This window comes from Pseudomonas sp. Pf153, from assembly GCF_001269775.1.
Classification (GTDB): domain Bacteria; phylum Pseudomonadota; class Gammaproteobacteria; order Pseudomonadales; family Pseudomonadaceae; genus Aquipseudomonas; species Aquipseudomonas uvaldensis.
In genome coordinates this window covers 365,448-386,343 of the sequence record NZ_LHVL01000018.1, presented here as the reverse complement: position 1 = coordinate 386,343, position 20,896 = coordinate 365,448, and the positions used below count along the sequence as shown (strand labels likewise).

Genomic DNA, 20,896 nt, shown 5'->3' with positions numbered 1-20,896 from the left:
TCCTGCTTCATTCCCGAGGCCGTCTGGAAAACGAGAAAGCGAACATGACTGGCATGCCCCCTGCGTTGTGTACCGCGCTGTTGATCGACGGGGAACTGGTCGCAGGCCAGGGCTTCGTCGAGCCGATCCTCAACCCGGCGACCGGCGAGATCCTGGCCCACATCGCCGAAGCCAGCACCGAACAGGTCGAAGCTGCCATCCTGGCCGCCCACCGCGCCGCTGACGGATGGGCGCGCACCACGCCACAACAACGTGCCAGCCTGCTGCTGGACATTGCCGGCGCCATTGAAAGGAACGCCGATCAACTGGCCCGTCTCGAATCCCTGAACTGTGGCAAGCCGCTTCATCTGGCCCGACAGGACGACCTGGGTGCCACGGTGGACGTATTTCGTTTCTTCGCCGGCGCCGTGCGCTGTCAGACCGGCCAGCTCAGCGGCGAGTACCTGCCTGGCTACACCAGCATGGTGCGCCGCGACCCGATTGGCGTGGTGGCGTCCATCGCACCGTGGAATTACCCGATCATGATGGCCGCGTGGAAAATCGCCCCGGCCCTGGCCGCCGGCAACACCCTGGTATTCAAGCCATCGGAACACACACCGCTGTCGATCCTGAGCCTGGCGCCGGTACTGGCCGAGATCCTCCCACGGGGCGTGATCAACATCATCTGCGGAGGCGGCGAAGGTGTGGGCAGCCATCTGGTCAGCCATCCCAAGGTGCGCATGGTCTCGCTGACCGGGGATATCGTCACCGGGCAGAAAATTCTCCAGGCGGCGGCCAGGACCCTCAAGCGCACGCACCTGGAACTGGGCGGCAAGGCGCCCGTGATCGTGTGCAACGACGCCGACCTCCAGGCCGTGGTCGAAGGCGTGCGCACCTACGGCTATTACAATGCCGGGCAGGATTGCACCGCTGCCTGTCGGATCTATGCCCAGGACGGCATCCACGATCGGCTGGTGGCCGAACTTGGCGCAGCGGTCAGCAGCCTGCGCTTCGCCGGCAAACGCGATGCCGATAACGAAATCGGCCCGCTGATCAGCACCCGCCAGCGCGACCGCGTCGCCAGTTTCGTCGAGCGTGCCCTCGGCCAACCGCATATCGAGCGCATCACTGGCGCGGCAGCGCATTCGGGGGCGGGCTTCTTCTACCAACCCACACTGCTGGCCGGCTGCAAGCAAAGCGACGAAATCGTCCAACGCGAAGTATTCGGCCCGGTCGTCACCGTGACCCGTTTCGACGAACTCAGTCAGGCGGTGGACTGGGCCAATGACTCGGAATACGGCCTGGCCTCCTCGGTATGGACGCAGAACCTGGACAAGGCGATGCAAGTCGCGGCAAGGCTGCAATACGGCTGCACCTGGATCAACAGTCATTTCATGCTGGTCAGCGAAATGCCCCACGGCGGCCTCAAGCGCTCGGGCTATGGGAAAGACCTATCCAGTGATTCGCTCCAGGATTACAGCGTCGTTCGCCACATCATGGCCCGCCACGGCCAGCATTTGTAGTGATCGGCACTACTCTAATAACAGGCCTTCAATGGCGCTTCACCCGTTAAAACACTGCCCCGATCATAATTAAAGCAAGAGGGATTTCCATGTACGCGCACAAGACCGTATTGCTCAGCGCAATCACCACGGCGCTGCTGACCAGCGTCGCCCTCCAGGCCGCCGAGCTGCCCAAGGCTGTTGGCGCTGGCGAAGGCCAACTGGATATCGTCGCCTGGCCGGGGTACATCGAACGCGGCGAAAGCGACAAGGCCTACGACTGGGTAACCGGTTTCGAGAAGGAAACCGGCTGCAAGGTCAATGTGAAAACAGCCGCCACGTCCGATGAAATGGTCAGTCTGATGAGCAAGGGCGGCTACGACCTGGTCACCGCTTCCGGCGATGCCTCGCTGCGTCTGATTGCCGGCAAACGCGTGCAACCGATCAATACGGCGCTGATTTCCAACTGGAAGAACCTCGACCCACGCCTCAAGGATGCGCCATGGTACGTGGTCGACCAACAGACCTACGGCACCCCGTACCAGTGGGGGCCGAACGTGCTGATGTACAACACCGACGTGTTCAAGCAACCGCCCACCAGCTGGAGCGTGCTGTTCAGCGCCCAGGACCTGCCGGACGGCAAGCCGAACAAAGGTCGCGTACAAGCCTACGATGGCCCGATCTACATCGCTGACGCGGCGCTCTACCTCAAGACCGCCAAGCCCGAGCTGGGCATCAAGGACCCGTACCAACTCGACGAAGCGCAATACAAGGCCGTGCTGGAATTGCTGCGGGCCCAGCAACCGTTGATTCACCGCTACTGGCACGACACCACCGTGCAGATGAGCGACTTCAAGAACGAAGGCGTGGTGGCGTCCGGCGCCTGGCCGTATCAGGTCAACGGCCTGATGAACGAGAAACAACCGATCGCCTCGACTATTCCAAAAGAAGGCGCCACCGGCTGGGCCGATACCACAATGCTCCATGCCGACGCCAAGCACCCCAACTGTGCGTACAAGTGGATGGACTGGTCGCTGCAACCGAAAGTCCAGGGCGACGTGGCGGCCTGGTTCGGCTCCCTGCCAGCGGTGCCGGCAGCGTGCACGGGCAATGAACGGCTGGGGGCCGAAGGCTGCAAGACCAACGGCTTCGACCAGTTCGACAAGATCGCCTTCTGGAAAACCCCACAGGCCGAGGGCGGCAAGTACGTGCCCTACAGCCGTTGGACCCAGGACTACATCGCGATCATGGGCGGGCGCTAGCTTCATCAGCCGGCCACAAGAGCGGCGGATGAACGCTGCTCTTGTGGCGAGGGGACGCCATGTTCCCGATCCAAATAGCTCGTGCCCGGCAACCGGGTAATGATTCAACACAAGCCCCGCTTTCTGGAGCACCGCACCATGACACTTGCAGTCCAGTTCACCCAGGTATCCCGTCAGTTCGGCGAGGTGAAAGCCGTCGACCGGGTTTCCATCGACATCCAGGACGGTGAGTTCTTTTCCATGCTGGGCCCTTCCGGCTCGGGCAAGACCACTTGCCTGCGGCTGATCGCCGGTTTCGAACAACCCAGCACCGGTTCGATCCGCATCCATGGCGAAGAAGCCGCCGGGTTGCCGCCCTACCAGCGCGACGTGAACACGGTTTTCCAGGATTACGCCCTGTTCCCCCACATGAACGTACGCGACAACGTCGCCTATGGCCTGAAAGTCAAAGGTGTCGCCAAGGCCGAGCGCATCCAGCGTGCCGAAGAAGCATTGCAGATGGTCGCCCTGGGCGGCTATGGCGAGCGCAAACCGGTACAGCTGTCCGGCGGCCAGCGCCAGCGCGTGGCCCTGGCCCGTGCGTTGGTCAATCGTCCGCGGGTGCTGCTGCTGGACGAACCCCTGGGCGCTCTCGACCTCAAGCTGCGCGAGCAGATGCAGGGCGAATTGAAGAAACTGCAACGCCAGTTGGGCATCACCTTCATTTTCGTCACCCATGACCAGACCGAAGCCTTGTCGATGTCCGACCGCGTGGCGGTGTTCAACAAAGGCCGCATCGAACAGGTCGATACGCCGCGCAACCTGTACATGAAACCGGCGACCACCTTCGTCGCCGAGTTCGTCGGCACCTCCAATGTGATTCGTGGCGAACTGGCCCGGGAACTGAGTGGTTATCCACAACCGTTTTCGATCCGCCCGGAACACGTGCGCTTCGCCGAAGGCCCGTTGGCCGGCAATGAAATCGAGGTCCACGGATTGCTCCATGACATCCAGTACCAGGGCAGCGCCACGCGTTATGAGTTGAAACTCGCCAACGGCCAGACTCTGAACCTCAGCCAGGCCAATACCCAATGGACCGACAACGCGGTCCGGCATCAGGCCGGCCAGCCACTGCGTGTTCGCTGGGCCCGTGAAGCGATGGTTGCGCTGCATGACACCGTCGGCGGCGAGGCATGAGATGAATACCCTGACCCTCCACCCGGCGCCCGCTTCCGGTTCGCTGTTGCGACGCTTTTCCAACCTGCTGTACCGACGGCCCAACCTGTACCTGTCGATGCTGCTGATTGCGCCGCTGATCTGGTTCGGCGCGATCTACCTGGGTTCGCTGTTCACCTTGCTGTGGCAGGGCTTCTACACCTTCGATGACTTCACCATGGCGGTCACGCCCGACCTGACCCTGGCGAATTTCACCGCACTGTTCCAGTCCTCGAACCTGGACATCTTGCTTCGTACCCTGGGCATGGCCATCGTCGTGTCCATTGCCAGCGCCATCGTCGCGTTCCCGATTGCCTACTACATGGCGCTCTACACCAGCGGCAAGACCAAGGCATTTTTCTATATCGCGGTGATGCTGCCCATGTGGGCCAGCTACATCGTCAAGGCGTACGCCTGGACGCTGCTGCTGGCCAAGGGTGGCGTGGCGCAGTGGTTCGTCCAGCATCTGGGCCTGGAACCGGTCTTGCAGTTCGTGCTGGGGCTTCCCGGCATCGGCGGCAGCACCTTATCCACCTCACACCTGGGACGTTTTCTGGTCTTCGTCTACATCTGGCTGCCGTTCATGATTCTGCCCATCCAGGCCTCCCTGGAACGTCTGCCGCCCTCGTTGCTGCAGGCCTCGGCGGATTTGGGCGCCAGGCCGCGCCAGACCTTCATGCAGGTGATCCTGCCCCTGTCGATTCCGGGCATTGCCGCCGGCTCGATCTTCACTTTCTCGCTGACCCTGGGAGACTTCATCGTGCCGCAACTGGTAGGCCCACCGGGCTACTTCATTGGCAGCATGGTCTACGCCCAGCAAGGCGCCATAGGCAACATGCCCATGGCCGCGGCGTTCACCCTCGTGCCCATCGTGTTGATTGCCATCTACCTGTCTATCGTCAAGCGTCTGGGGGCTTTCGATGCACTCTGACTCATCTCGAGGGCAGGCGTCCCGGGGCCTGCGCGTCGCGGCGTGGGGCGGACTGGTCTTCCTGCACTTTCCGATCCTGATCATTTTCCTCTACGCCTTCAACACCGAGGACGCGGCCTTCAGCTTTCCTCCCAAGGGCCTGACCTTGAAGTGGCTCAATGTCGCCTTCTCGCGCCCGGACGTACTGGAGGCCATCAAGCTGTCGCTGCAGATCGCGGCCATTGCCACGCTGATCGCCATGGTGCTTGGCACATTGGCCTCGGCGGCGCTGTACCGCCGGGACTTCTTCGGCAAGCAAGGGATTTCGCTGATGCTGATCCTGCCGATCGCCCTGCCGGGGATCATCACCGGCGTTGCCCTGCTGGCCACCTTCAAGACCTTGGGGATCGAGCCCGGGATGTTCACCATCGTGGTGGGACACGCGACCTTTTGCGTGGTGATCGTCTACAACAACGTCATCGCCCGCCTGCGTCGTACCTCCCACAGCTTGATCGAGGCATCGATGGATCTGGGAGCGGATGGCTGGCAGACCTTTCGCTACATCATCCTGCCCAATCTGGGCTCGGCGTTGCTGGCCGGTGGGATGCTCGCGTTTGCCCTGTCGTTCGACGAAATCATCGTCACCACCTTCACCGCCGGTCATGAACGCACGCTGCCCCTATGGCTGCTCAACCAACTCAGCCGTCCCCGTGACGTGCCAGTGACCAACGTGGTGGCAATGCTGGTGATGCTGGTCACCATGCTACCCATACTCGGCGCCTACTACCTGACCCGTGGGGGTGAGAGCGTGGCGGGTAGCGGAGGGAAGTAAATACCACTGGGGAAGCAGGCTCCCACCTAGATCACAAACAAGTTTCAGGAGGACAAGAACATGCAAACCAAACTGCTGATCAACGGCCATCTGGTGGCCGGCGAAGGACCCGGCCAGGCGGTGTTCAACCCGGCGCTGGGCCGGGTACTGGTGGAGATCAACGAAGCCAGCGAAGCCCAGGTCGACGCGGCGGTGCGTGCCGCCGACGGGGCGTTCGAAAGCTGGTCACAGGTTTCACCCAAGGATCGCTCCCTGCTGTTGCTCAAACTGGCCGATGCCATCGAAGCCCATGGCGAAGAACTGGCCAAGCTGGAGTCGGACAACTGTGGAAAACCCTTGAATGCCGCCCTCAACGATGAGATTCCCGCCATCGCCGACGTTTTCCGCTTCTTTGCCGGCGCCAGCCGCTGCATGAATGGCTCGGCGGGGGGCGAGTACCTGCCGGGGCACACCTCGATGATCCGTCGCGACCCGGTGGGCGTCATCGCCTCCATTGCGCCTTGGAACTACCCGTTGATGATGGTCGCCTGGAAAATCGCTCCGGCCCTGGCCGCTGGTAATACCGTGGTACTCAAACCGTCGGAACAAACCCCACTGACGGCGTTGCGCCTGGCGGAACTGGCGTCGCAGATTTTCCCCGCCGGCGTGCTCAATGTGGTATTCGGCCGTGGGCAAACCGTCGGCCAGCCGCTGGTCACTCATCCAAAAGTCCGCATGGTCTCGCTGACCGGTTCCATCGCCACCGGCTCGCACATCATTTCCAGCACAGCCGACAGCGTCAAACGCACACACATGGAACTGGGCGGCAAGGCACCGGTGATCATCTTCGACGACGCCGACATCGATGCGGCGGTGGAAGGCATTCGCACCTTCGGCTTCTACAACGCCGGCCAGGACTGCACGGCGGCCTGCCGGATCTATGCCCAGCAAGGCATCTACGAAAAATTTGTCGAGAAACTCGGCGCGGCGGTCGCCAGCATCAAATATGGGCTGCAGACCGCGCCAGACACCGAGATGGGCCCACTGATCACCGCCCAGCACCGCGACCGCGTGACCGGCTTCGTCGAGCGGGCCATCGCCCAATCGCACATCCGCCTGGTTACCGGCGGCAAGGCCGTGGACGGCAATGGGTTCTTCTTCGAGCCGACGATACTGGCCGATGCCCAGCAGGACGACGAGATCGTGCGCCGGGAAGTCTTCGGTCCAGTGGTATCCGTCACACCGTTCCTGGACGAAGCGCAAGTGCTGACCTGGGCCAACGATTCGGACTACGGCCTGGCCTCATCGATCTGGACCGCCGACATCGGCCGCGCCCATCGCCTGTCGGCACGGCTGCAATACGGCTGCACCTGGGTGAATACCCACTTCATGCTCGTCAGCGAAATGCCCCATGGCGGTCAGAAACGTTCCGGCTATGGCAAGGACATGTCCATGTACGGACTCGAGGACTACACGGTGGTGCGGCATGTGATGTTCAAGCATTGAAGCGCAATGCAATTGCAACCACGACCAGACGATAAAATCGGGTCGTGGTGCTGGTATTTCAAAACCTCGAAACACTCCTCATCGCGTCCAGCAGACAACGCATCGCGATCCTGTCGTTCTCCGACAGTTCGCGATAGCGTTCCACCAGTCGCAATTCCTCCAGGCTCAGCCGCCGTGGCCGACGTCCATTCTGCAAACAGGGAAAGAGCCCCAGCATTTCGACAATGCCCTTCATTTTTGTCATGAACCTTGTCCTTCTCACGTCGGGTTGGATGCTCCGAATCCTGGTAGCGCCTTTTTTGGATTGACGGGCTGAACCGTCTTCATGGGCTAAGCATAGGGATGATTCACATCGAGAAAAGTGATTTTTAGAGTAATTAGTCAAAAATGGCAGATAGGCCCGATAAAAAAGAAATATCTGTAAGAAAATTTAACCAATCCACGCTTTCCTCTCTCACCCCGCCCCACGTATCCCCTATGATTTTGCGCCCCAGTGAACCGATGCGGTTCTCAGGCATCTGTTCTTACGTTTGTCGCGTTTGGCCAAAGGCATGTCCGAACTCCTTTACCAGTCCCTGTTGCCAGGTACGGCTCGGGAATATTTCGAGAAAGGTTGTATTTATGCATCGCAGGAACCTGCTCAAGGCCTCCATGGCTTTTGCCGCCTACACCGGACTTTCCGCTTCCGGGCTCATGGCCGCCCGTGCCTGGGCCGCTGACCAGACGGCAGACGGCGAAGCCCGCCCCTTCGATTTCAAGGGGCTGAAAGACCAGGCGAAGCGGCTGGCTGAGCGTCGCTACGTCGACACCAAGCAAGTGTTACCCGAGACATTGGCGCTGATGTCGCCATTGCAGTTCAATGCCATCCGCTACGACGCCAATCATTCACTGTGGAACAAGGTGGAAGGTCGTCAACTGGACGTGCAGTTTTTCCACGTGGGCATGGGGTTCAAGCAGCCGGTGCGCATGTACAGCGTCGACCCGAAAACCCGCCTGGCCCGCGAAGTGCACTTCCGCCCGGAGCTGTTCAACTACGAGAAAACCACGGTCAACACCTCGCAACTGAAAGGTGACCTGGGATTCGCGGGGTTCCGTGCGTTCAAGGCTCCAGAGCTGGACCGCCACGACATTGTGTCGTTCCTGGGCGCCAGTTACTTCCGCGCCGTGGATGCCACGGGGCAGTACGGGCTCTCGGCCCGTGGCCTGGCGATCGACACTTATGCCAAGCGTCGCGAGGAGTTCCCGGACTTCACCCAGTTCTGGTTCGAAACCCCGGACAAGAACAGCACCCGTTTCGTGGTCTATGCCCTGCTCGACTCCCCCAGCGCCACGGGTGCCTATCGGTTCGACATCGATTGCCAGCCGACCCGGGTGGTCATGGAGATCGATGCCCACATCAACGCCCGTACCGCCATCGAGCAACTGGGCATCGCACCGATGACCAGTATGTTCAGCTGCGGCACCGTCGAGCGGCGCATGTGCGACACCATCCACCCGCAGATTCACGACTCTGACCGACTGGCCATGTGGCGCGGCAATGGCGAGTGGGTCTGCCGCCCCCTGAACAATCCCGCCACCCTGCAGTTCAACGCCTTCGCCGACAAGAACCCGAAAGGTTTCGGCCTGGTGCAGACCGACCACAGCTTCGAGAGCTACCAGGACACCGTGGACTGGTACAGCAAGCGCCCGAGCCTGTGGGTCGAGCCTACAACTGCTTGGGGCGAAGGCTCTGTCGATCTGCTGGAAATTCCTACGACCGGCGAAACCCTGGATAACATCGTTGCCTTCTGGACACCGAAGAAACCAGTGGCCGCCGGTGACTCGCTGAACTACGGCTACAAACTCTACTGGAGCGCCCTGCCGCCGGTGAGCACCCACCTGGCGCAGGTCCATGCGACGCGTTCGGGCATGGGCGGCTTCATCGAGGGCTGGGCTCCGGGCGAGCATTACCCCACCGTCTGGGCCCGCCGTTTTGCCGTGGACTTCAACGGCGGCGGAATCGACCAGCTACCGCCGGGTACCGGCATCGAACCCGTGGTGACCTGCTCCCACGGCGAGGTAAAGGACTTCAACGTGTTGGTGCTCGATGCCATCAAGGGCTATCGCATTACCTTCGACTGGTACCCCACTGACGACCGCGTGGATCCGGTGGAAATGCGCCTTTTCCTTCGCACCAAGGACCGGACCCTGAGCGAGACCTGGTTGTATCAGTACTTCCCGCCGGCGCCGGATAAACGCAAGTATCCCTGAACATAGTTCGGGTGTCGGGGCTGGCCCGATAAACAACAAGCCCCGGCCAGAACGGCCGGGGCTTGTTGTTTATCGGCATTCAGTCCCGCAGATCCGACTCATGGATCGGCTGGTCCCGGTGCGTCGCCCGTTGGTACTGCGCCGGCCAGACAGCCTTGCGCCCGCCCAGGTCATCATCGGCATGCAGCGCCCAATACGGATCGCGTAACAATTCACGGGCCAGGAAGATGATATCGGCCTGACAGGTCCGCAGGATGTGCTCGGCCTGGGCCGGCTCGGTGATCATGCCTACAGTGCCGGTGGCGATTTCCGATTCCTTGCGCACCCGTTCAGCGAAACGGGTCTGGTAACCCGGACCGGTCGGGATTTCCGCGTTCGCCGCGGTGCCGCCCGATGACACGTCGATCAAGTCAACCCCCAATGCCCTGAACCGGCGCGCCAGCTCGACGGTTTCGTCGGGGTTCCAGCCGTCCTCGACCCAGTCGGTAGCCGATACGCGCACGAACACCGGCAGCTCCTGTGGCCAGACGGCCCTGACCGCCTCGGTGACTTGCAGCACCAGCCGGATACGGTTTTCGAACGAACCGCCATATTGGTCGCGGCGCTGATTGCTCAACGGCGAAAGGAATTGATGCAACAGGTAACCATGGGCCGCATGGACCTCGACGACTTTGAACCCGGCCGTCAGGGCGCGCCTGGCGGCCGCCACGAACGCCTGGATGATCCCGCTGATCTGCCCCTCATCCAACTGGACCGGCTGGGTGTGTTGCGGGTCGAAGGCAATGGGCGAAGGGCCGACCGGCGTCCAGCCGCCGTCCTCCGGCTTCACGCTGCCATGCTTGCCCAGCCACGGCCGCCAGGTACTGGCCTTGCGCCCCGCATGGGCCAGTTGAATGCCCGGCACGGAACCCTGGGCGGTGATGAAACGCGTGATGCGTTGCAGGGGTTCGATCTGTTCGTCGTTCCACAACCCCAGATCCTGAGCGGTGATTCGCCCGTCGGCAGTGACGGCGGTGGCTTCGGTGAAGACTAGGCCGGCGCCACCCACGGCACGACTGCCGAGGTGCACCAGATGCCAGTCATTGGCCAGGCCATCGGCGCTCGAATACTGGCACATCGGGGATACCGCGATGCGATTGGGCAGGGTCAATTGGCGTACGGTGTAGGGTTCCAGCAGCAGACTCATGGGGCACCTCTCGAATCAGTGGGCAGGCTCCAGGGTTCTGTTTGAAAAGTCGACGAGTGACAAAGGGTGTTGCACCCGCCCCCGCGGGCAAAGAAATGGACAAGACGTCACAACGGCTATCAACCAGTGCTTAGAGCCTAGTCGACAACCGGGGACAAGGCAGGGTTCCTCGCCTGGATTTCTGGAAGACCGCGGGGTGTTCATCGCGGGCACGCCTTGTTCCCAACACCTTGTGCCCGCCGTTCCTCTAGCGCGGCTCGATATGAGCAATCATCAACTGCACCGTTTCCTGACCGCGGAACTCATTGAGGTCGAGCTTGTAGACCAGCTGGACCCAGCGAACGGTCGGGTTGGGCCAGATCTCGCGATCGATGCCAAAGGCAATGCCATCGAGCTTCACCGAGCCGCATTCGCTCTTGAGTACCACTTTCAAATGCCGCTCGCCCACCACCCGCTGTTCGACCAACTGGAACACGCCATGAAACATCGGCTCGGGGAAGTGCTGGCCCCAGGGGCCGGCGTGACGAAGGGCCCGGGCGAGCTCGAGGTGGAATTCTTCCACCGCCAGGGTGCCGTCCGACAACAGGCGCCCGGTCAGGTCCTCTTCCCGCAGTTGCCTGCGCACTTCAGCGTCGAACGCCTCGGCGAACTGTGAGAAATTAGCCTCCGGCAAGGTCAGACCGGCCGCCATGGCATGTCCGCCGTACTTACTGATCAGCGTAGGATGTTGCGCCGCCACGACACTCAAGGCATCGCGGATATGAAACCCCGGCACCGAGCGACCGGACCCCTTCAGCAACCCGTCCCCGGCGTCGGCAAAAGCGATGGTCGGGCGGAAATAACGCTCTTTCATCCGCGAGGCGAGGATGCCGATGACGCCCTGGTGCCACTGCGGATCGAACAGGCACAAGCCAAACGGCATCGTGTCCACCGGCAGGTCCTTGAGCTGGGCCAATGCCTCACGCTGCATGCCTTGTTCAATGGACTTTCGGTCCTGGTTCATGCCATCCAGTTGCGCGGCCATGTCCCGAGCCAGGGCCGGGTCGTCGGTCAGCAGGCATTCGATGCCCAGGCTCATGTCGTCCAGACGTCCGGCCGCGTTCAGACGCGGACCGAGGATAAACCCCAGGTCGGTCGAGGTGATGCGCGAGTGATCGCGGCGAGCCACTTCCAGAATGGCCTTGATACCCGGACGGGCGCGCCCGGCCCGAATGCGTTCCAGACCCTGGTGCACCAGGATCCGGTTATTGGCGTCCAGGGGCACCACGTCAGCGACGCTGCCCAAGGCCACCAGATCCAGCAGCTCGCCGATGTTCGGCTGAGGTTTGCTGGCGTACCACCCCAGGCTGCGCAGACGCGCGCGCAAGGCCATCAGCACATAGAAAATCACTCCGACGCCCGCCAGTGCCTTGCTCGGGAACTCGCAGCCCGGCTGATTAGGATTGACGATGGCATCGGCCGCCGGCAGCTCGGGGCCGGGCAAGTGGTGATCGGTAACCAGCACTTTGAGCCCCGCTGCTTTTGCCGCCGCCACGCCCTCGACGCTGGAAATGCCGTTGTCCACCGTAATCAGCAACTGTGGCTCGCGGGTCAGGGCGACCTGGACGATTTCCGGGGTCAGCCCGTAGCCATATTCGAAGCGATTGGGCACCAGGTAGTCGACATGGGCCGCTCCCAGCAGGCGCAGTCCCAGCATGCCGACCGAACTGGCCGTCGCGCCGTCGGCGTCAAAGTCACCGACAATCAGGATCCGTTGGCGCTGCTCCAACGCTGTCACCAGCAGATCCACCGCAGCGTCGATGCCTTTGAGCTGCTGAAAGGGGATCAGGCGCGCCAGGCTCTTGTCCAGCTCGGCCTCGGATTGAACGCCCCGCGCCGCGTACAGGCGAGTCAGCAGGGGCGGCAGATCGCCGAGGAACGGCAGGGTATCGGGCAATGGACGGGGTTCTATGCGCATGGGATAGCAGACATTTCTCTATGAGTCGTGGGATGTATTTTGGCAAAGGGATCCGAGTGGGAGCGGGCTTGCTCGCGAAAGCGGCAGGTCAGTCAATGCGAGGCGATATGATCCACCGCTTTCGCGAGCAAGCCCGCTCCCACAACAGTTCACTTGATACCGACTTACTGGCTCAACCGCGCTCGCCCAGCAGCCACTGCAATTGGACTTCATGCTGGCCACGGTCGTCGGTCACGAAAATCGTCCCCTCGCTGATCATCACATCCCACTTGATCACGCGGGGCATGTCCTGGGCCAGGGTTTCCAATACCTCCTGAGGCACAGCCGCGATGTTGACGTTCTTCAGGGCTTTGACCGCCGGCACCACCTTGCCCTCCCAGACCCGCAGACTGCCGTAAGCCAGCAGACTGGTGCGTTCGGTACGGCGCGAGCACCAGGTCAGGCGCTCGGCATCGGGCTGGCCCACTTCGATCCAGTGCAGCACACGGTCATCCAGGCTTTTTTCCCACAGGGCGGGTTCATCGACATCCGACAGACCACGGCCAAACGCAAGCAGCTCGTTGTACCAGAAGGCGTAGGCCAACAGGCGCACGGTCATGCGCTCCTCGGTTTCCGAAGGATGACGAGCGATGGTCTGCTTCACATTCTCGTAGACGCCGCGGTCGAGGTCGGTGAGGTTCAGTTCAAACTTATAGGTCGTGGACGGCTGGGCCATGAACGGGCTTCTTGATACAGGGAAAGGCGGCAAGTCTAACCGATGATGCAGGCAATCCACGAATTGCCGATCACTGACCCGCGGTGATAAAACGCTTTATCCGTTCTGCCTTTGTCCTACAGGATTGCCTATGTCGCTCACTGCCAAACCCCTTGCCGGCGTCAAAGTCATCGAACTCGGCACCCTGATCGCCGGGCCTTTCGCCTCGCGAATCTGCGCCGAATTCGGGGCAGAAGTGATCAAGGTCGAATCGCCCGACGGCGGCGACCCACTGCGCAAGTGGCGCAAGCTGTATGAAGGCACGTCCTTGTGGTGGTTCGTCCAGGCCCGCAACAAGAAATCCCTGACCCTGAACCTCAAGCACCCCGACGGCCTGGACATCCTGAAAAAGCTGATCGGCGATGCCGATATCCTGATCGAGAACTTTCGCCCCGGGGTGCTGGAAAAGCTGGGCCTGGGCTGGGACATGTTGCATGCGCTGAATCCGAAACTGGTGATGGTTCGCCTGTCGGGCTTTGGCCAGACCGGCCCGATGAAGGATCAACCGGGATTCGGTGCGGTGGGCGAGTCCATGGGGGGCCTGCGCTACATCACTGGATTCGAGGATCGCCCGCCGGTGCGCACCGGGATATCCATCGGTGACTCCATCGCGGCCCTCTGGGGAGTGATCGGCGCGCTGATGGCCCTTCGTCATCGAGAAGTGAACGGCGGCACCGGGCAAGTGGTGGACGTGGCCTTGTACGAGGCGATCTTCGCCATGATGGAAAGTATGGTGCCGGAGTTCGACGTGTTCGGCTTCATCCGCGAGCGCACCGGCAACATCATGCCCGGCATCACCCCGTCGTCCATTCACACCAGCGCCGACGGCAAACACGTGCAGATCGGCGCCAATGGCGACGCGATTTTCAAGCGCTTCATGCAGATTATCGGGCGTGACGATCTGGCCAACGATCCACAACTGGCCAGCAACGACGGTCGGGACAGTCGCCGCGACGAGCTGTACGGGGTGATCGATCGTTGGGTCAACTCACTGCCCCTCGACAGCGTTATGGAACAGTTGAACCGGGCCGAGGTGCCCGCCAGCCGCATTTTCAGCGCCGAAGATATGTTCAGCGACCCGCAATTCCTGGCCCGGGAAATGTTCTTGCAGGCCCGGCTGCCGGATGGCAAGCCGTTCAAGATGCCAGGCATCGTACCGAAGCTCTCCGACACGCCGGGCACGTCCGAATGGGTCGGCCCGTCACTGGGCGAACACAACGCCCAGGTGCTCGGCGAGCTGGGCTACGATGCGCAGCAGATCACCCGCCTGCGTGCCGAGGGGGCCATTTAGAAAAAACGGACAAAAAGAAACCCCGAGAAGTGGGGAGACAACTCGGGGTTAAACGAGACCATCTTGTGGTCCGTGCAACAAGCGACAAGCACCGGAGCACAATGCTTGATCTTGCTGGTAAAGAGTCTGACTCATCAAGACGTAGGAAGGTTCCCACGACCTGCCATTCAATTCGCGGCGGCCATGACCTTGTCGCGAGCCAGGTTACGCAGTGCCGCGGTCACACAGGGCTCCAGGCGTCCCTCGGCAATCAGCACATCACGATGCAGGCCATCGACGACATCCGTCAGTTGACGCTTGTCGGTCAATTGCGCCTGATTGAACATCCGTTCAACCATGATGCCCCCGGAGGCGTTCCTGAGCGTCACCAGGCATTCGCCCCTGGCGCCGGAAGGCGTCAGCGTGACCTGATACGGGCTCAAGGCCTCACCCAGCAATAGGCTGATACTTTCCATTCGATCACCCTTCAATAGTCCGAAAACAACTGCATGTGCACAGTAAGTGACCGTGAGCCGCAGCAGAAAGTTCTTCAGCGCACCGAAACGGCTCGCTTCCGACCTGTCCGATCGAGCATGCGCGTGCAATATGACAGGCAAATAACTGCCTTCGGTGTAAGGCGACACTTGTCGTGCCGCCGCGTTTTCATTCAGAACGATGCCAACGCCGCCCCGCATCGCTCCAGCCACCCAGCAGACCTCGCAACTGCCCATCGGCGCCGTAAAAGGGTACCGACCAATGGTAGGTATTGCACAGTCGGCCATTGAACAGCAGTTGCCGGTCGATGAACCGTGACTGGCCGGTTCGCAGCTGCTGCATCATTTCTCCATGCAGCAACTCGGCAGTGGCCGGTGGGAACGCCGCTGAGTCCACCAGGCGCGTACCTCGCAGCTTTTCGAAGCGGATCGCGAAATGCTCTTCGTAACTCTTGTTGCACATCAGCAGGCGCCCCTCCAGATCACGGATGAAAATCGGGTCGGGAATGGCATCCATCAACGCCCGCTGAAGCATCAACTGGTCGTTGAGGACGGTCTCGGCCTTGAGGCGCTGGTCAATCTGCATCTGCAGACGCCGGTTCCATAGCAACGACAACAGACCGAACACAGCGATCACCACCACGCACCAATACCCCCAGCGAGACACGCGTAGCCACAGCGATGGCGCCTGGCCAGGCAGGACGCCTGCCATCCATTTGGTGCGCAGGGCACGCATTTCTTCGGCGGGGAACGCCTCCAGGGCCTTGTTCAGAATACCCAACAGGGGCAGCAGATCCTGACGGACAGCCAGGTAATCCGGTTCCCACTTACCATCCAGACTGTTTCCCACCTTTAACTGCCCGGCCGGATATAAATGGACCCCGGTTTCGTTTTCGATGGTGGCGTGGGCCTCGCCGCTTTCCACCAGCGCCCTCGCCTCCCCGTAAGTCTTGACCGTGTGCAGTTCAATCGTGGGGTATTCGCGCCTGATTTCCGCCTCCAATGCATGACGGGCCGGCAGTGCCAGCACCTTCCCTTCGAGCTGTTCCAGCGAATGAAGCTCGGAGTCCCCGTCACGTCCCACCAATACCCAGCCAGAACCACCAAATGCGTGACTGAAATTCAGAAAGTCCCGACGCTCGTCATTCATCGCCAGGGTGGTGGTCATATCGGCTTCGCGCCGCTCCAGCATCGCCAGCAACTGGTCTGGAGAGAATGATTCGCGGTGTACGAATTCGAGTCCGGTCATGTTCGCGATCCGCTGGAGAATGTCGTGGTTCAATCCGCTCCACTGCCCCATTTCATTTTTGAACAGGTACAACGGAAACTGCATCGAAGCCACGACGACCCTGGGGTTCTCCTCGATCCACTTCAGTTCCTGTGTGTTCAGCGCCAGCCGCTCGCCGGCATTGGACGGCCGTGATTCGAGGGCCGCCAGTTGCGCCGTGCTCGCCAACGTCATCCAGCACGTCAGGGCCAGACCTGTCATCCAGCTCAGCGCTGGTTTGCATTTGATAAAAAACAACATCTGCCTTTCCTTCGAGATGGCTCGCCCCGTCCCTCCAAGGGGCGAAAACCCGATCAGTTTGGCATGCAGAAACAAGAAAGCCCGTCAGGAGACGGGCTTCAAAATGTGACAGGTTTCAGCGGTCAGAGTGGCTTGCCACGGTTGCCATGCTGGCTGACAAAGGCCTGCACGGCTTTCAAGTCGTTAGGCAGCACGGTGCAGCGCTCTTCTCGCTCAAACAAATCAGAAAGATGTGCAGGTAGTTCAAGCGCTTTTCCTACGCCTGCTTTCTCCACCGCGTCCGGGAACTTGACCGGGTGAGCGGTGCCCAGCACCACCATCGGAATGTCCAGGCTGCGACGGCACTCGCGGGCAGCCTTCACGCCGATGGCCGTGTGCGGATCGAGCAGTTCGCCGGATTGCTCGAATACCTCGGCGATGGTTTCGCAGGTCTGCGCGTCATCCACGGCCAGGGAGTCGAACAGCTTGCGGGCCTCAGTCCAGCGCTCGGGCTCGACGCTGAAGCCGCCGCCCTGCCTGAAGCTGTCCATGAGGCCGGCAATCGCCGCACCGTTGCGTCCATGCAGGTCGAACAGCAGGCGTTCGAAGTTCGACGACACCATGATGTCCATGGACGGCGACAGCGTGGCGTGCAAGGTTTCCTTGACGTACTGGTTACCGCTCATGAAGCGGTGCAGGATATCGTTGCGGTTGGTGGCGACGATCAGCTGATTGATCGGCAGGCCCATGTTGCGAGCCAGGTAGCCGGCGAAAATATCACCGAAGTTGCCGGTAGGCACCGAGAACGAAACCGAACGAGCCGGGCCGCCCAGTTGCAGGGCCGCATGGAAGTAGTAGACGATCTGGGCCATGATCCGCGCCCAGTTGATCGAGTTCACCGCCACCAGGCGTGTGCCCTTGAGGAAGCCCTGGTCGGCGAAACTGGCCTTGACCATCTCCTGGCAGTCGTCGAAATTACCTTCGATGGCGATGTTGTGGATGTTTTCGCCGAAGATCGTTGTCATCTGACGACGCTGGACTTCCGAAACCCGGTTGTGCGGGTGCAGGATGAAGATATCGACGTTCTCGCACCGCTTGCAGCCTTCGATGGCGGCCGAACCGGTGTCGCCAGAGGTTGCGCCGATAATCACCACACGCTCGCCACGCTTTTGCAGCACGTAGTCCAGCAGGCGACCGAGCAGTTGCAGGGCGAAATCCTTGAACGCCAGGGTTGGACCGTGGAACAGTTCCATCACCCATTCGTTACCGTTGAGCTGACGCAACGGCGCAATGGCGTTATGAGAAAAGACGCCATAAGTCTCTTCCAGGATTTTCTTGAAATCGGCATCCGGGATGCTGCCGGCGACGAACGGGCGCATGACCCGGAAGGCCAGTTCGTGGTACGGCAGGCCCGCCCAGGAAGCGATTTCCTCCTGGGTGAAACGTGGCAGGTTTTCCGGCACATAGAGGCCGCCGTCCGTGGCCAGGCCAGCCAGCAGGACATCTTCGAAATTCAGGGCCGGTGCCTGGCCGCGGGTGCTGATATAGCGCATAAGGGCAAACCTTTGGTTTGAGCTTCGAGCCTCAAGCTGCAAGCTTCAAGTTAAAACCGATCGGCTCTTACTTGCAGCTTGCCGCCTGGGGCTTGCAGCTTTGATTAATTCAGATGCTCAACGCGGATGCGGACCACTGGCCCCACCACGCCCTGGAGTGCTTCCAGCGCAGCGATCGCGTCGTTGATGCGCTGCTCGACCACACGGTGGGTCAGCAGAATCATCGGCACCAGGCCGTCGTGCTCCTCGACTTCCTTCTGCATGATCGACTCGATGTTGATACCACGCTCCGAAAGAATACTCGCCACTTGCGCCAATACGCCCGGATGATCCTTGGCCTGGATACGCAAATAGTAGGAGCTTTCGCACGCTTCTATCGGAAGAATCGGGTGAGCCGACAGCGAGTCTGGCTGGAAGGCCAGGTGTGGCACACGGTTTTCCGGATCCGAGGTCATGGCGCGAACCACGTCCACGAGGTCGGCCACCACCGAAGAAGCGGTCGGTTCCATGCCGGCACCTGCACCGTAAAACAATGTCGAGCCGGACGCATCGCCGTTGACCATCACCGCGTTCATCACGCCGTTGACGTTGGCGATCAGGCGGTCGGCCGGGATCAGCGTCGGGTGCACGCGCAGTTCGATGCCGCTGGCGATGCTGCGCGCCACGCCCAGATGCTTGATGCGATAGCCCAAGGCTTCGGCATAATTCACGTCGGCGGTGGTCAGCCGGGCGATACCTTCGGTGTAGGCTTTGTCGAACTGCAACGGAATGCCGAACGCGATGGATGCCAGGATCGTCAGTTTGTGCGCCGCGTCGATGCCTTCCACGTCGAATGTCGGGTCCGCCTCTGCGTAGCCCAGAGCCTGGGCTTCGGCGAGTACGTCCTCGAAGGTGCGCCCCTTCTCGCGCATCTCGGTGAGGATGAAGTTACCGGTGCCGTTGATGATGCCGGCAACCCAGTTGATCCGGTTGGCCGAGAGGCCTTCGCGGATCGCCTTGATGACCGGAATACCACCGGCCACGGCGGCTTCGAAAGCTACAATTACGCCTTTCTCGCGAGCCTTGGCGAAAATTTCATTACCGTGAACAGCGATAAGCGCCTTATTCGCGGTGACCACATGCTTGCCATTGTCGATGGCCTTGAGTACCAGCTCGCGGGCAACGGTATAGCCGCCCAACAGCTCTATGACGATGTCGATCTCAGGGTTCGTGGCCACTTCGAAGACATCGTTGGTAATCGCAATACCGGTCGTCTGGAACTGAGGCTTTGGCGTGCGCATGGCAATTTGTGCCACTTGAATCCCACGCCCGGCACGACGAGCAATTTCCTCGGCGTTGCGCTGAAGTACGTTGAAGGTGCCGCCACCGACGGTACCTAACCCACAGATGCCTACTTTGACCGGATTCACTCTTGACTCCCCATGAAACGGCCGACACAAGGTCGGCCGTGAAATACAGCCGCGCAGCTACGCGACTTTGTGTTTAACGGCCCGACGAAGATTTTCGCCGAGCCGTGATCTTCAACAGCGGATCGTTCATGCTCATTTCGCGCCAAGAGCCAGTTTGGCGACTTGTGGCGCCGGCTGGTAGCCCGGAATTACCTGACCGTCGGCCAAAACAATTGCCGGTGTACCGTTCACACCTATTGACTGACCGAGTGCAAACTGCTTGGAGACCGGGTTTTCGCATTTGGCGGATTTGATCTCCTTGCCATCGACCATCTTGTCCATGGCCGCTTTCTTGTCCTTGGAACACCATACCGCCTGCAACTGCTCATCGCCTGGCGACCCCAGGCCCTGGCGCGGAAACGCGACATAGCGCACTTCAATGCCACGCTTGTTCAACTCCGGTACTTCGGCGTGCAGCTTGTGGCAATACGGGCAAGTGGTGTCGGTGAACACGGTGATGTGGGACTTGGTCTCGCCCACTGCCGGATACACCACGGTTTCGGCCACCGGGATGCCGTTGATCAGCTTGGAAATGCCCTGGCGCTCGGTGAGCTCCGTCAGATTGACCGGCTTGCCGTCCTTGAGCTCGAACAGGTTGCCCTGAACGATGTACTGACCGTCGGCGCTGGCGTAGAGCACACGACTGCCCTTGAGCTTGACCTCATACAGGCCGGACATGGGGCTGGCGGAGATGGCTTCGATCGGTACTTCGAGCTCAAGGTTCTCCAGGCTCTTGCGAATAGCCTTGTCGGCCGCATCGTCGGCGATAGCGAAGGTGCTGGCCAGCGCAAGGGCGGCAGCGGTGAACATATGGATCAAGCGCATGAGGACTCCTGAGGCGGACAAATGGGACGGGGGAACGCCAAGGCAAAATCGGGTCCCAGCCGCCCACTGTGCAAACCGCCCAAGCCTACCACATAAGGCTGGCGTGACCGAATGCCGGTGATACAAGGCATTGGCGAGCGCTTTACTGTGGGAGCAACTGTCTTGGGTGATTTATTTAGCCATTCTTTTTCAAGGCAGCAAAAGCTCTCACAGCTCTTGGCGTGCAGATCCTGCAACCGCGCCCGGGCGACACGGGTGTAGATCTGAGTAGTGGACAGGTCGCTATGGCCGAGCAACATCTGCACCACGTGCAGATCGGCGCCGTGGTTCAGCAGGTGCGTGGCGAAGGCATGGCGCAAGGGGTGGGCCGAGAGGGATTTATGGGTCCCCTGCGCGGCCGCCCCATAAACGCTGCCAGCGGTTGCCGGCGACCAGAGCTATCACGCCGAAGCTCTGCGCCGCTATTGTGATCGCTAACGAAAGCAATG

The 20,896-nt window shown here is 61.0% G+C and carries 17 protein-coding genes and 1 pseudogene; 8 read left to right on the top strand and 10 right to left on the bottom strand.

The window, feature by feature from the left end; all coding sequences use genetic code 11:
• Positions 1-44: 44 nt before the first annotated feature.
• The 6 genes from AD666_RS13890 to AD666_RS13865 all read left to right on the top strand — a co-directional run bounded on the left by AD666_RS13890 (position 45) and on the right by AD666_RS13865 (position 7,164).
• The gene (locus AD666_RS13890) at positions 45-1,502 is read left to right on the top strand and encodes a gamma-aminobutyraldehyde dehydrogenase (RefSeq protein ID WP_053152639.1); all 1,458 of its coding nucleotides are present in this window, start codon (positions 45-47) and stop codon (positions 1,500-1,502) included.
• A gap of 89 nt (positions 1,503-1,591) precedes the next feature.
• Positions 1,592-2,743 carry a putative ABC transporter substrate-binding protein YdcS gene (ydcS, locus tag AD666_RS13885; RefSeq protein WP_053152637.1) on the top strand — a complete coding sequence of 384 codons (1,152 nt, stop codon included), beginning with the start codon at positions 1,592-1,594 and terminating at the stop codon, positions 2,741-2,743.
• Positions 2,744-2,881: 138 nt separating this feature from the next.
• Positions 2,882-3,919 carry an ABC transporter ATP-binding protein gene (locus AD666_RS13880; RefSeq protein ID WP_053152635.1) on the top strand — a complete coding sequence of 346 codons (1,038 nt, stop codon included), beginning with the start codon at positions 2,882-2,884 and terminating at the stop codon, positions 3,917-3,919.
• Between the two features lies 1 nt (position 3,920).
• Positions 3,921-4,868: an ABC transporter permease gene (locus AD666_RS13875; protein WP_053152633.1), complete on the top strand. Its 948-nt coding sequence runs from the start codon at positions 3,921-3,923 to the stop codon at positions 4,866-4,868.
• On the top strand, positions 4,858-5,679 hold the full coding sequence (locus AD666_RS13870) for an ABC transporter permease (RefSeq protein ID WP_053152631.1): 822 nt from the start codon (positions 4,858-4,860) through the stop codon (positions 5,677-5,679). The genes AD666_RS13875 and AD666_RS13870 overlap by 11 nt, the downstream gene beginning before the upstream one ends.
• A 60-nt stretch (positions 5,680-5,739) precedes the next feature.
• The gene (locus tag AD666_RS13865; RefSeq protein WP_053152629.1) at positions 5,740-7,164 is read left to right on the top strand and encodes a gamma-aminobutyraldehyde dehydrogenase; all 1,425 of its coding nucleotides are present in this window, start codon (positions 5,740-5,742) and stop codon (positions 7,162-7,164) included.
• Positions 7,165-7,222: 58 nt separating this feature from the next.
• Here AD666_RS13865 and AD666_RS13860 read toward each other — a convergent pair whose 3' ends face one another.
• Positions 7,223-7,408, bottom strand: coding sequence for a hypothetical protein (locus tag AD666_RS13860; RefSeq protein ID WP_053152627.1), 186 nt, complete (start codon positions 7,406-7,408; stop codon positions 7,223-7,225).
• 377 nt (positions 7,409-7,785) lie between these two features.
• Between AD666_RS13860 and AD666_RS13855 the strand changes: the two genes are divergently transcribed.
• The gene (locus AD666_RS13855; RefSeq protein ID WP_053152625.1) at positions 7,786-9,414 is read left to right on the top strand and encodes a glucan biosynthesis protein D; all 1,629 of its coding nucleotides are present in this window, start codon (positions 7,786-7,788) and stop codon (positions 9,412-9,414) included.
• A 79-nt stretch (positions 9,415-9,493) separates the two neighbouring features.
• Here AD666_RS13855 and AD666_RS13850 read toward each other — a convergent pair whose 3' ends face one another.
• The 3 genes from AD666_RS13850 to AD666_RS13840 form a co-directional block, all read right to left on the bottom strand.
• Positions 9,494-10,600: an NADH:flavin oxidoreductase/NADH oxidase gene (locus AD666_RS13850; protein WP_053152623.1), complete on the bottom strand. Its 1,107-nt coding sequence runs from the start codon at positions 10,598-10,600 to the stop codon at positions 9,494-9,496.
• Between the two features lie 247 nt (positions 10,601-10,847).
• Entirely contained in the window at positions 10,848-12,557 is a 1,710-nt protein-coding gene (gene recJ, locus AD666_RS13845; RefSeq protein WP_053152621.1) for a single-stranded-DNA-specific exonuclease RecJ, read from the bottom strand.
• 172 nt (positions 12,558-12,729) lie between these two features.
• Positions 12,730-13,272: a YaeQ family protein gene (locus AD666_RS13840; protein WP_053152619.1), complete on the bottom strand. Its 543-nt coding sequence runs from the start codon at positions 13,270-13,272 to the stop codon at positions 12,730-12,732.
• A 130-nt stretch (positions 13,273-13,402) separates the two neighbouring features.
• Here AD666_RS13840 and AD666_RS13835 point away from each other — a divergent pair, with 130 nt between their 5' ends.
• Positions 13,403-14,602 (top strand): CaiB/BaiF CoA-transferase family protein, encoded by a 1,200-nt coding sequence (locus tag AD666_RS13835; RefSeq protein ID WP_053152617.1) that lies wholly within the window; start codon positions 13,403-13,405, stop codon positions 14,600-14,602.
• Between the two features lie 167 nt (positions 14,603-14,769).
• Here AD666_RS13835 and AD666_RS13830 read toward each other — a convergent pair whose 3' ends face one another.
• The 6 genes and pseudogenes from AD666_RS13830 to AD666_RS26045 all read right to left on the bottom strand — a co-directional run.
• Positions 14,770-15,057 carry a DUF3509 domain-containing protein gene (locus AD666_RS13830; RefSeq protein ID WP_053152615.1) on the bottom strand — a complete coding sequence of 96 codons (288 nt, stop codon included), beginning with the start codon at positions 15,055-15,057 and terminating at the stop codon, positions 14,770-14,772.
• 187 nt (positions 15,058-15,244) lie between these two features.
• Positions 15,245-16,603 carry a transporter substrate-binding domain-containing protein gene (locus tag AD666_RS13825; protein WP_053152613.1) on the bottom strand — a complete coding sequence of 453 codons (1,359 nt, stop codon included), beginning with the start codon at positions 16,601-16,603 and terminating at the stop codon, positions 15,245-15,247.
• A gap of 122 nt (positions 16,604-16,725) precedes the next feature.
• The gene (gene thrC, locus AD666_RS13820; protein WP_053152611.1) at positions 16,726-18,135 is read right to left on the bottom strand and encodes a threonine synthase; all 1,410 of its coding nucleotides are present in this window, start codon (positions 18,133-18,135) and stop codon (positions 16,726-16,728) included.
• A 104-nt stretch (positions 18,136-18,239) separates the two neighbouring features.
• Positions 18,240-19,544: a homoserine dehydrogenase gene (locus AD666_RS13815; RefSeq protein ID WP_053152609.1), complete on the bottom strand. Its 1,305-nt coding sequence runs from the start codon at positions 19,542-19,544 to the stop codon at positions 18,240-18,242.
• 132 nt (positions 19,545-19,676) lie between these two features.
• Positions 19,677-20,408, bottom strand: coding sequence for a DsbC family protein (locus AD666_RS13810; RefSeq protein ID WP_053152607.1), 732 nt, complete (start codon positions 20,406-20,408; stop codon positions 19,677-19,679).
• 215 nt (positions 20,409-20,623) lie between these two features.
• Positions 20,624-20,806, bottom strand: a pseudogene (locus tag AD666_RS26045) (tyrosine-type recombinase/integrase); the annotation flags it as partial.
• Positions 20,807-20,896 lie beyond the last annotated feature (90 nt).

What these genes read in the sequence shown, in the direction of transcription:
- AD666_RS13840 (WP_053152619.1), bottom strand. Translation starts at nt 13,272, where the DNA reads ATGGCCCAGCCGTCCACGACCTATAAGTTTGAACTGAACCTCACCGAC.
- AD666_RS13875 (WP_053152633.1), top strand. Translation starts at nt 3,921, where the DNA reads ATGAATACCCTGACCCTCCACCCGGCGCCCGCTTCCGGTTCGCTGTTG.
- AD666_RS13890 (WP_053152639.1), top strand. Translation starts at nt 45, where the DNA reads ATGACTGGCATGCCCCCTGCGTTGTGTACCGCGCTGTTGATCGACGGG.
- thrC (WP_053152611.1), bottom strand. Translation starts at nt 18,135, where the DNA reads ATGCGCTATATCAGCACCCGCGGCCAGGCACCGGCCCTGAATTTCGAA.
- AD666_RS13835 (WP_053152617.1), top strand. Translation starts at nt 13,403, where the DNA reads ATGTCGCTCACTGCCAAACCCCTTGCCGGCGTCAAAGTCATCGAACTC.
- AD666_RS13860 (WP_053152627.1), bottom strand. Translation starts at nt 7,408, where the DNA reads ATGACAAAAATGAAGGGCATTGTCGAAATGCTGGGGCTCTTTCCCTGT.
- AD666_RS13870 (WP_053152631.1), top strand. Translation starts at nt 4,858, where the DNA reads ATGCACTCTGACTCATCTCGAGGGCAGGCGTCCCGGGGCCTGCGCGTC.
- ydcS (WP_053152637.1), top strand. Translation starts at nt 1,592, where the DNA reads ATGTACGCGCACAAGACCGTATTGCTCAGCGCAATCACCACGGCGCTG.
- AD666_RS13810 (WP_053152607.1), bottom strand. Translation starts at nt 20,408, where the DNA reads ATGCGCTTGATCCATATGTTCACCGCTGCCGCCCTTGCGCTGGCCAGC.
- AD666_RS13880 (WP_053152635.1), top strand. Translation starts at nt 2,882, where the DNA reads ATGACACTTGCAGTCCAGTTCACCCAGGTATCCCGTCAGTTCGGCGAG.
- recJ (WP_053152621.1), bottom strand. Translation starts at nt 12,557, where the DNA reads ATGCGCATAGAACCCCGTCCATTGCCCGATACCCTGCCGTTCCTCGGC.
- AD666_RS13830 (WP_053152615.1), bottom strand. Translation starts at nt 15,057, where the DNA reads ATGGAAAGTATCAGCCTATTGCTGGGTGAGGCCTTGAGCCCGTATCAG.
- AD666_RS13865 (WP_053152629.1), top strand. Translation starts at nt 5,740, where the DNA reads ATGCAAACCAAACTGCTGATCAACGGCCATCTGGTGGCCGGCGAAGGA.
- AD666_RS13855 (WP_053152625.1), top strand. Translation starts at nt 7,786, where the DNA reads ATGCATCGCAGGAACCTGCTCAAGGCCTCCATGGCTTTTGCCGCCTAC.
- AD666_RS13850 (WP_053152623.1), bottom strand. Translation starts at nt 10,600, where the DNA reads ATGAGTCTGCTGCTGGAACCCTACACCGTACGCCAATTGACCCTGCCC.
- AD666_RS13825 (WP_053152613.1), bottom strand. Translation starts at nt 16,603, where the DNA reads ATGTTGTTTTTTATCAAATGCAAACCAGCGCTGAGCTGGATGACAGGT.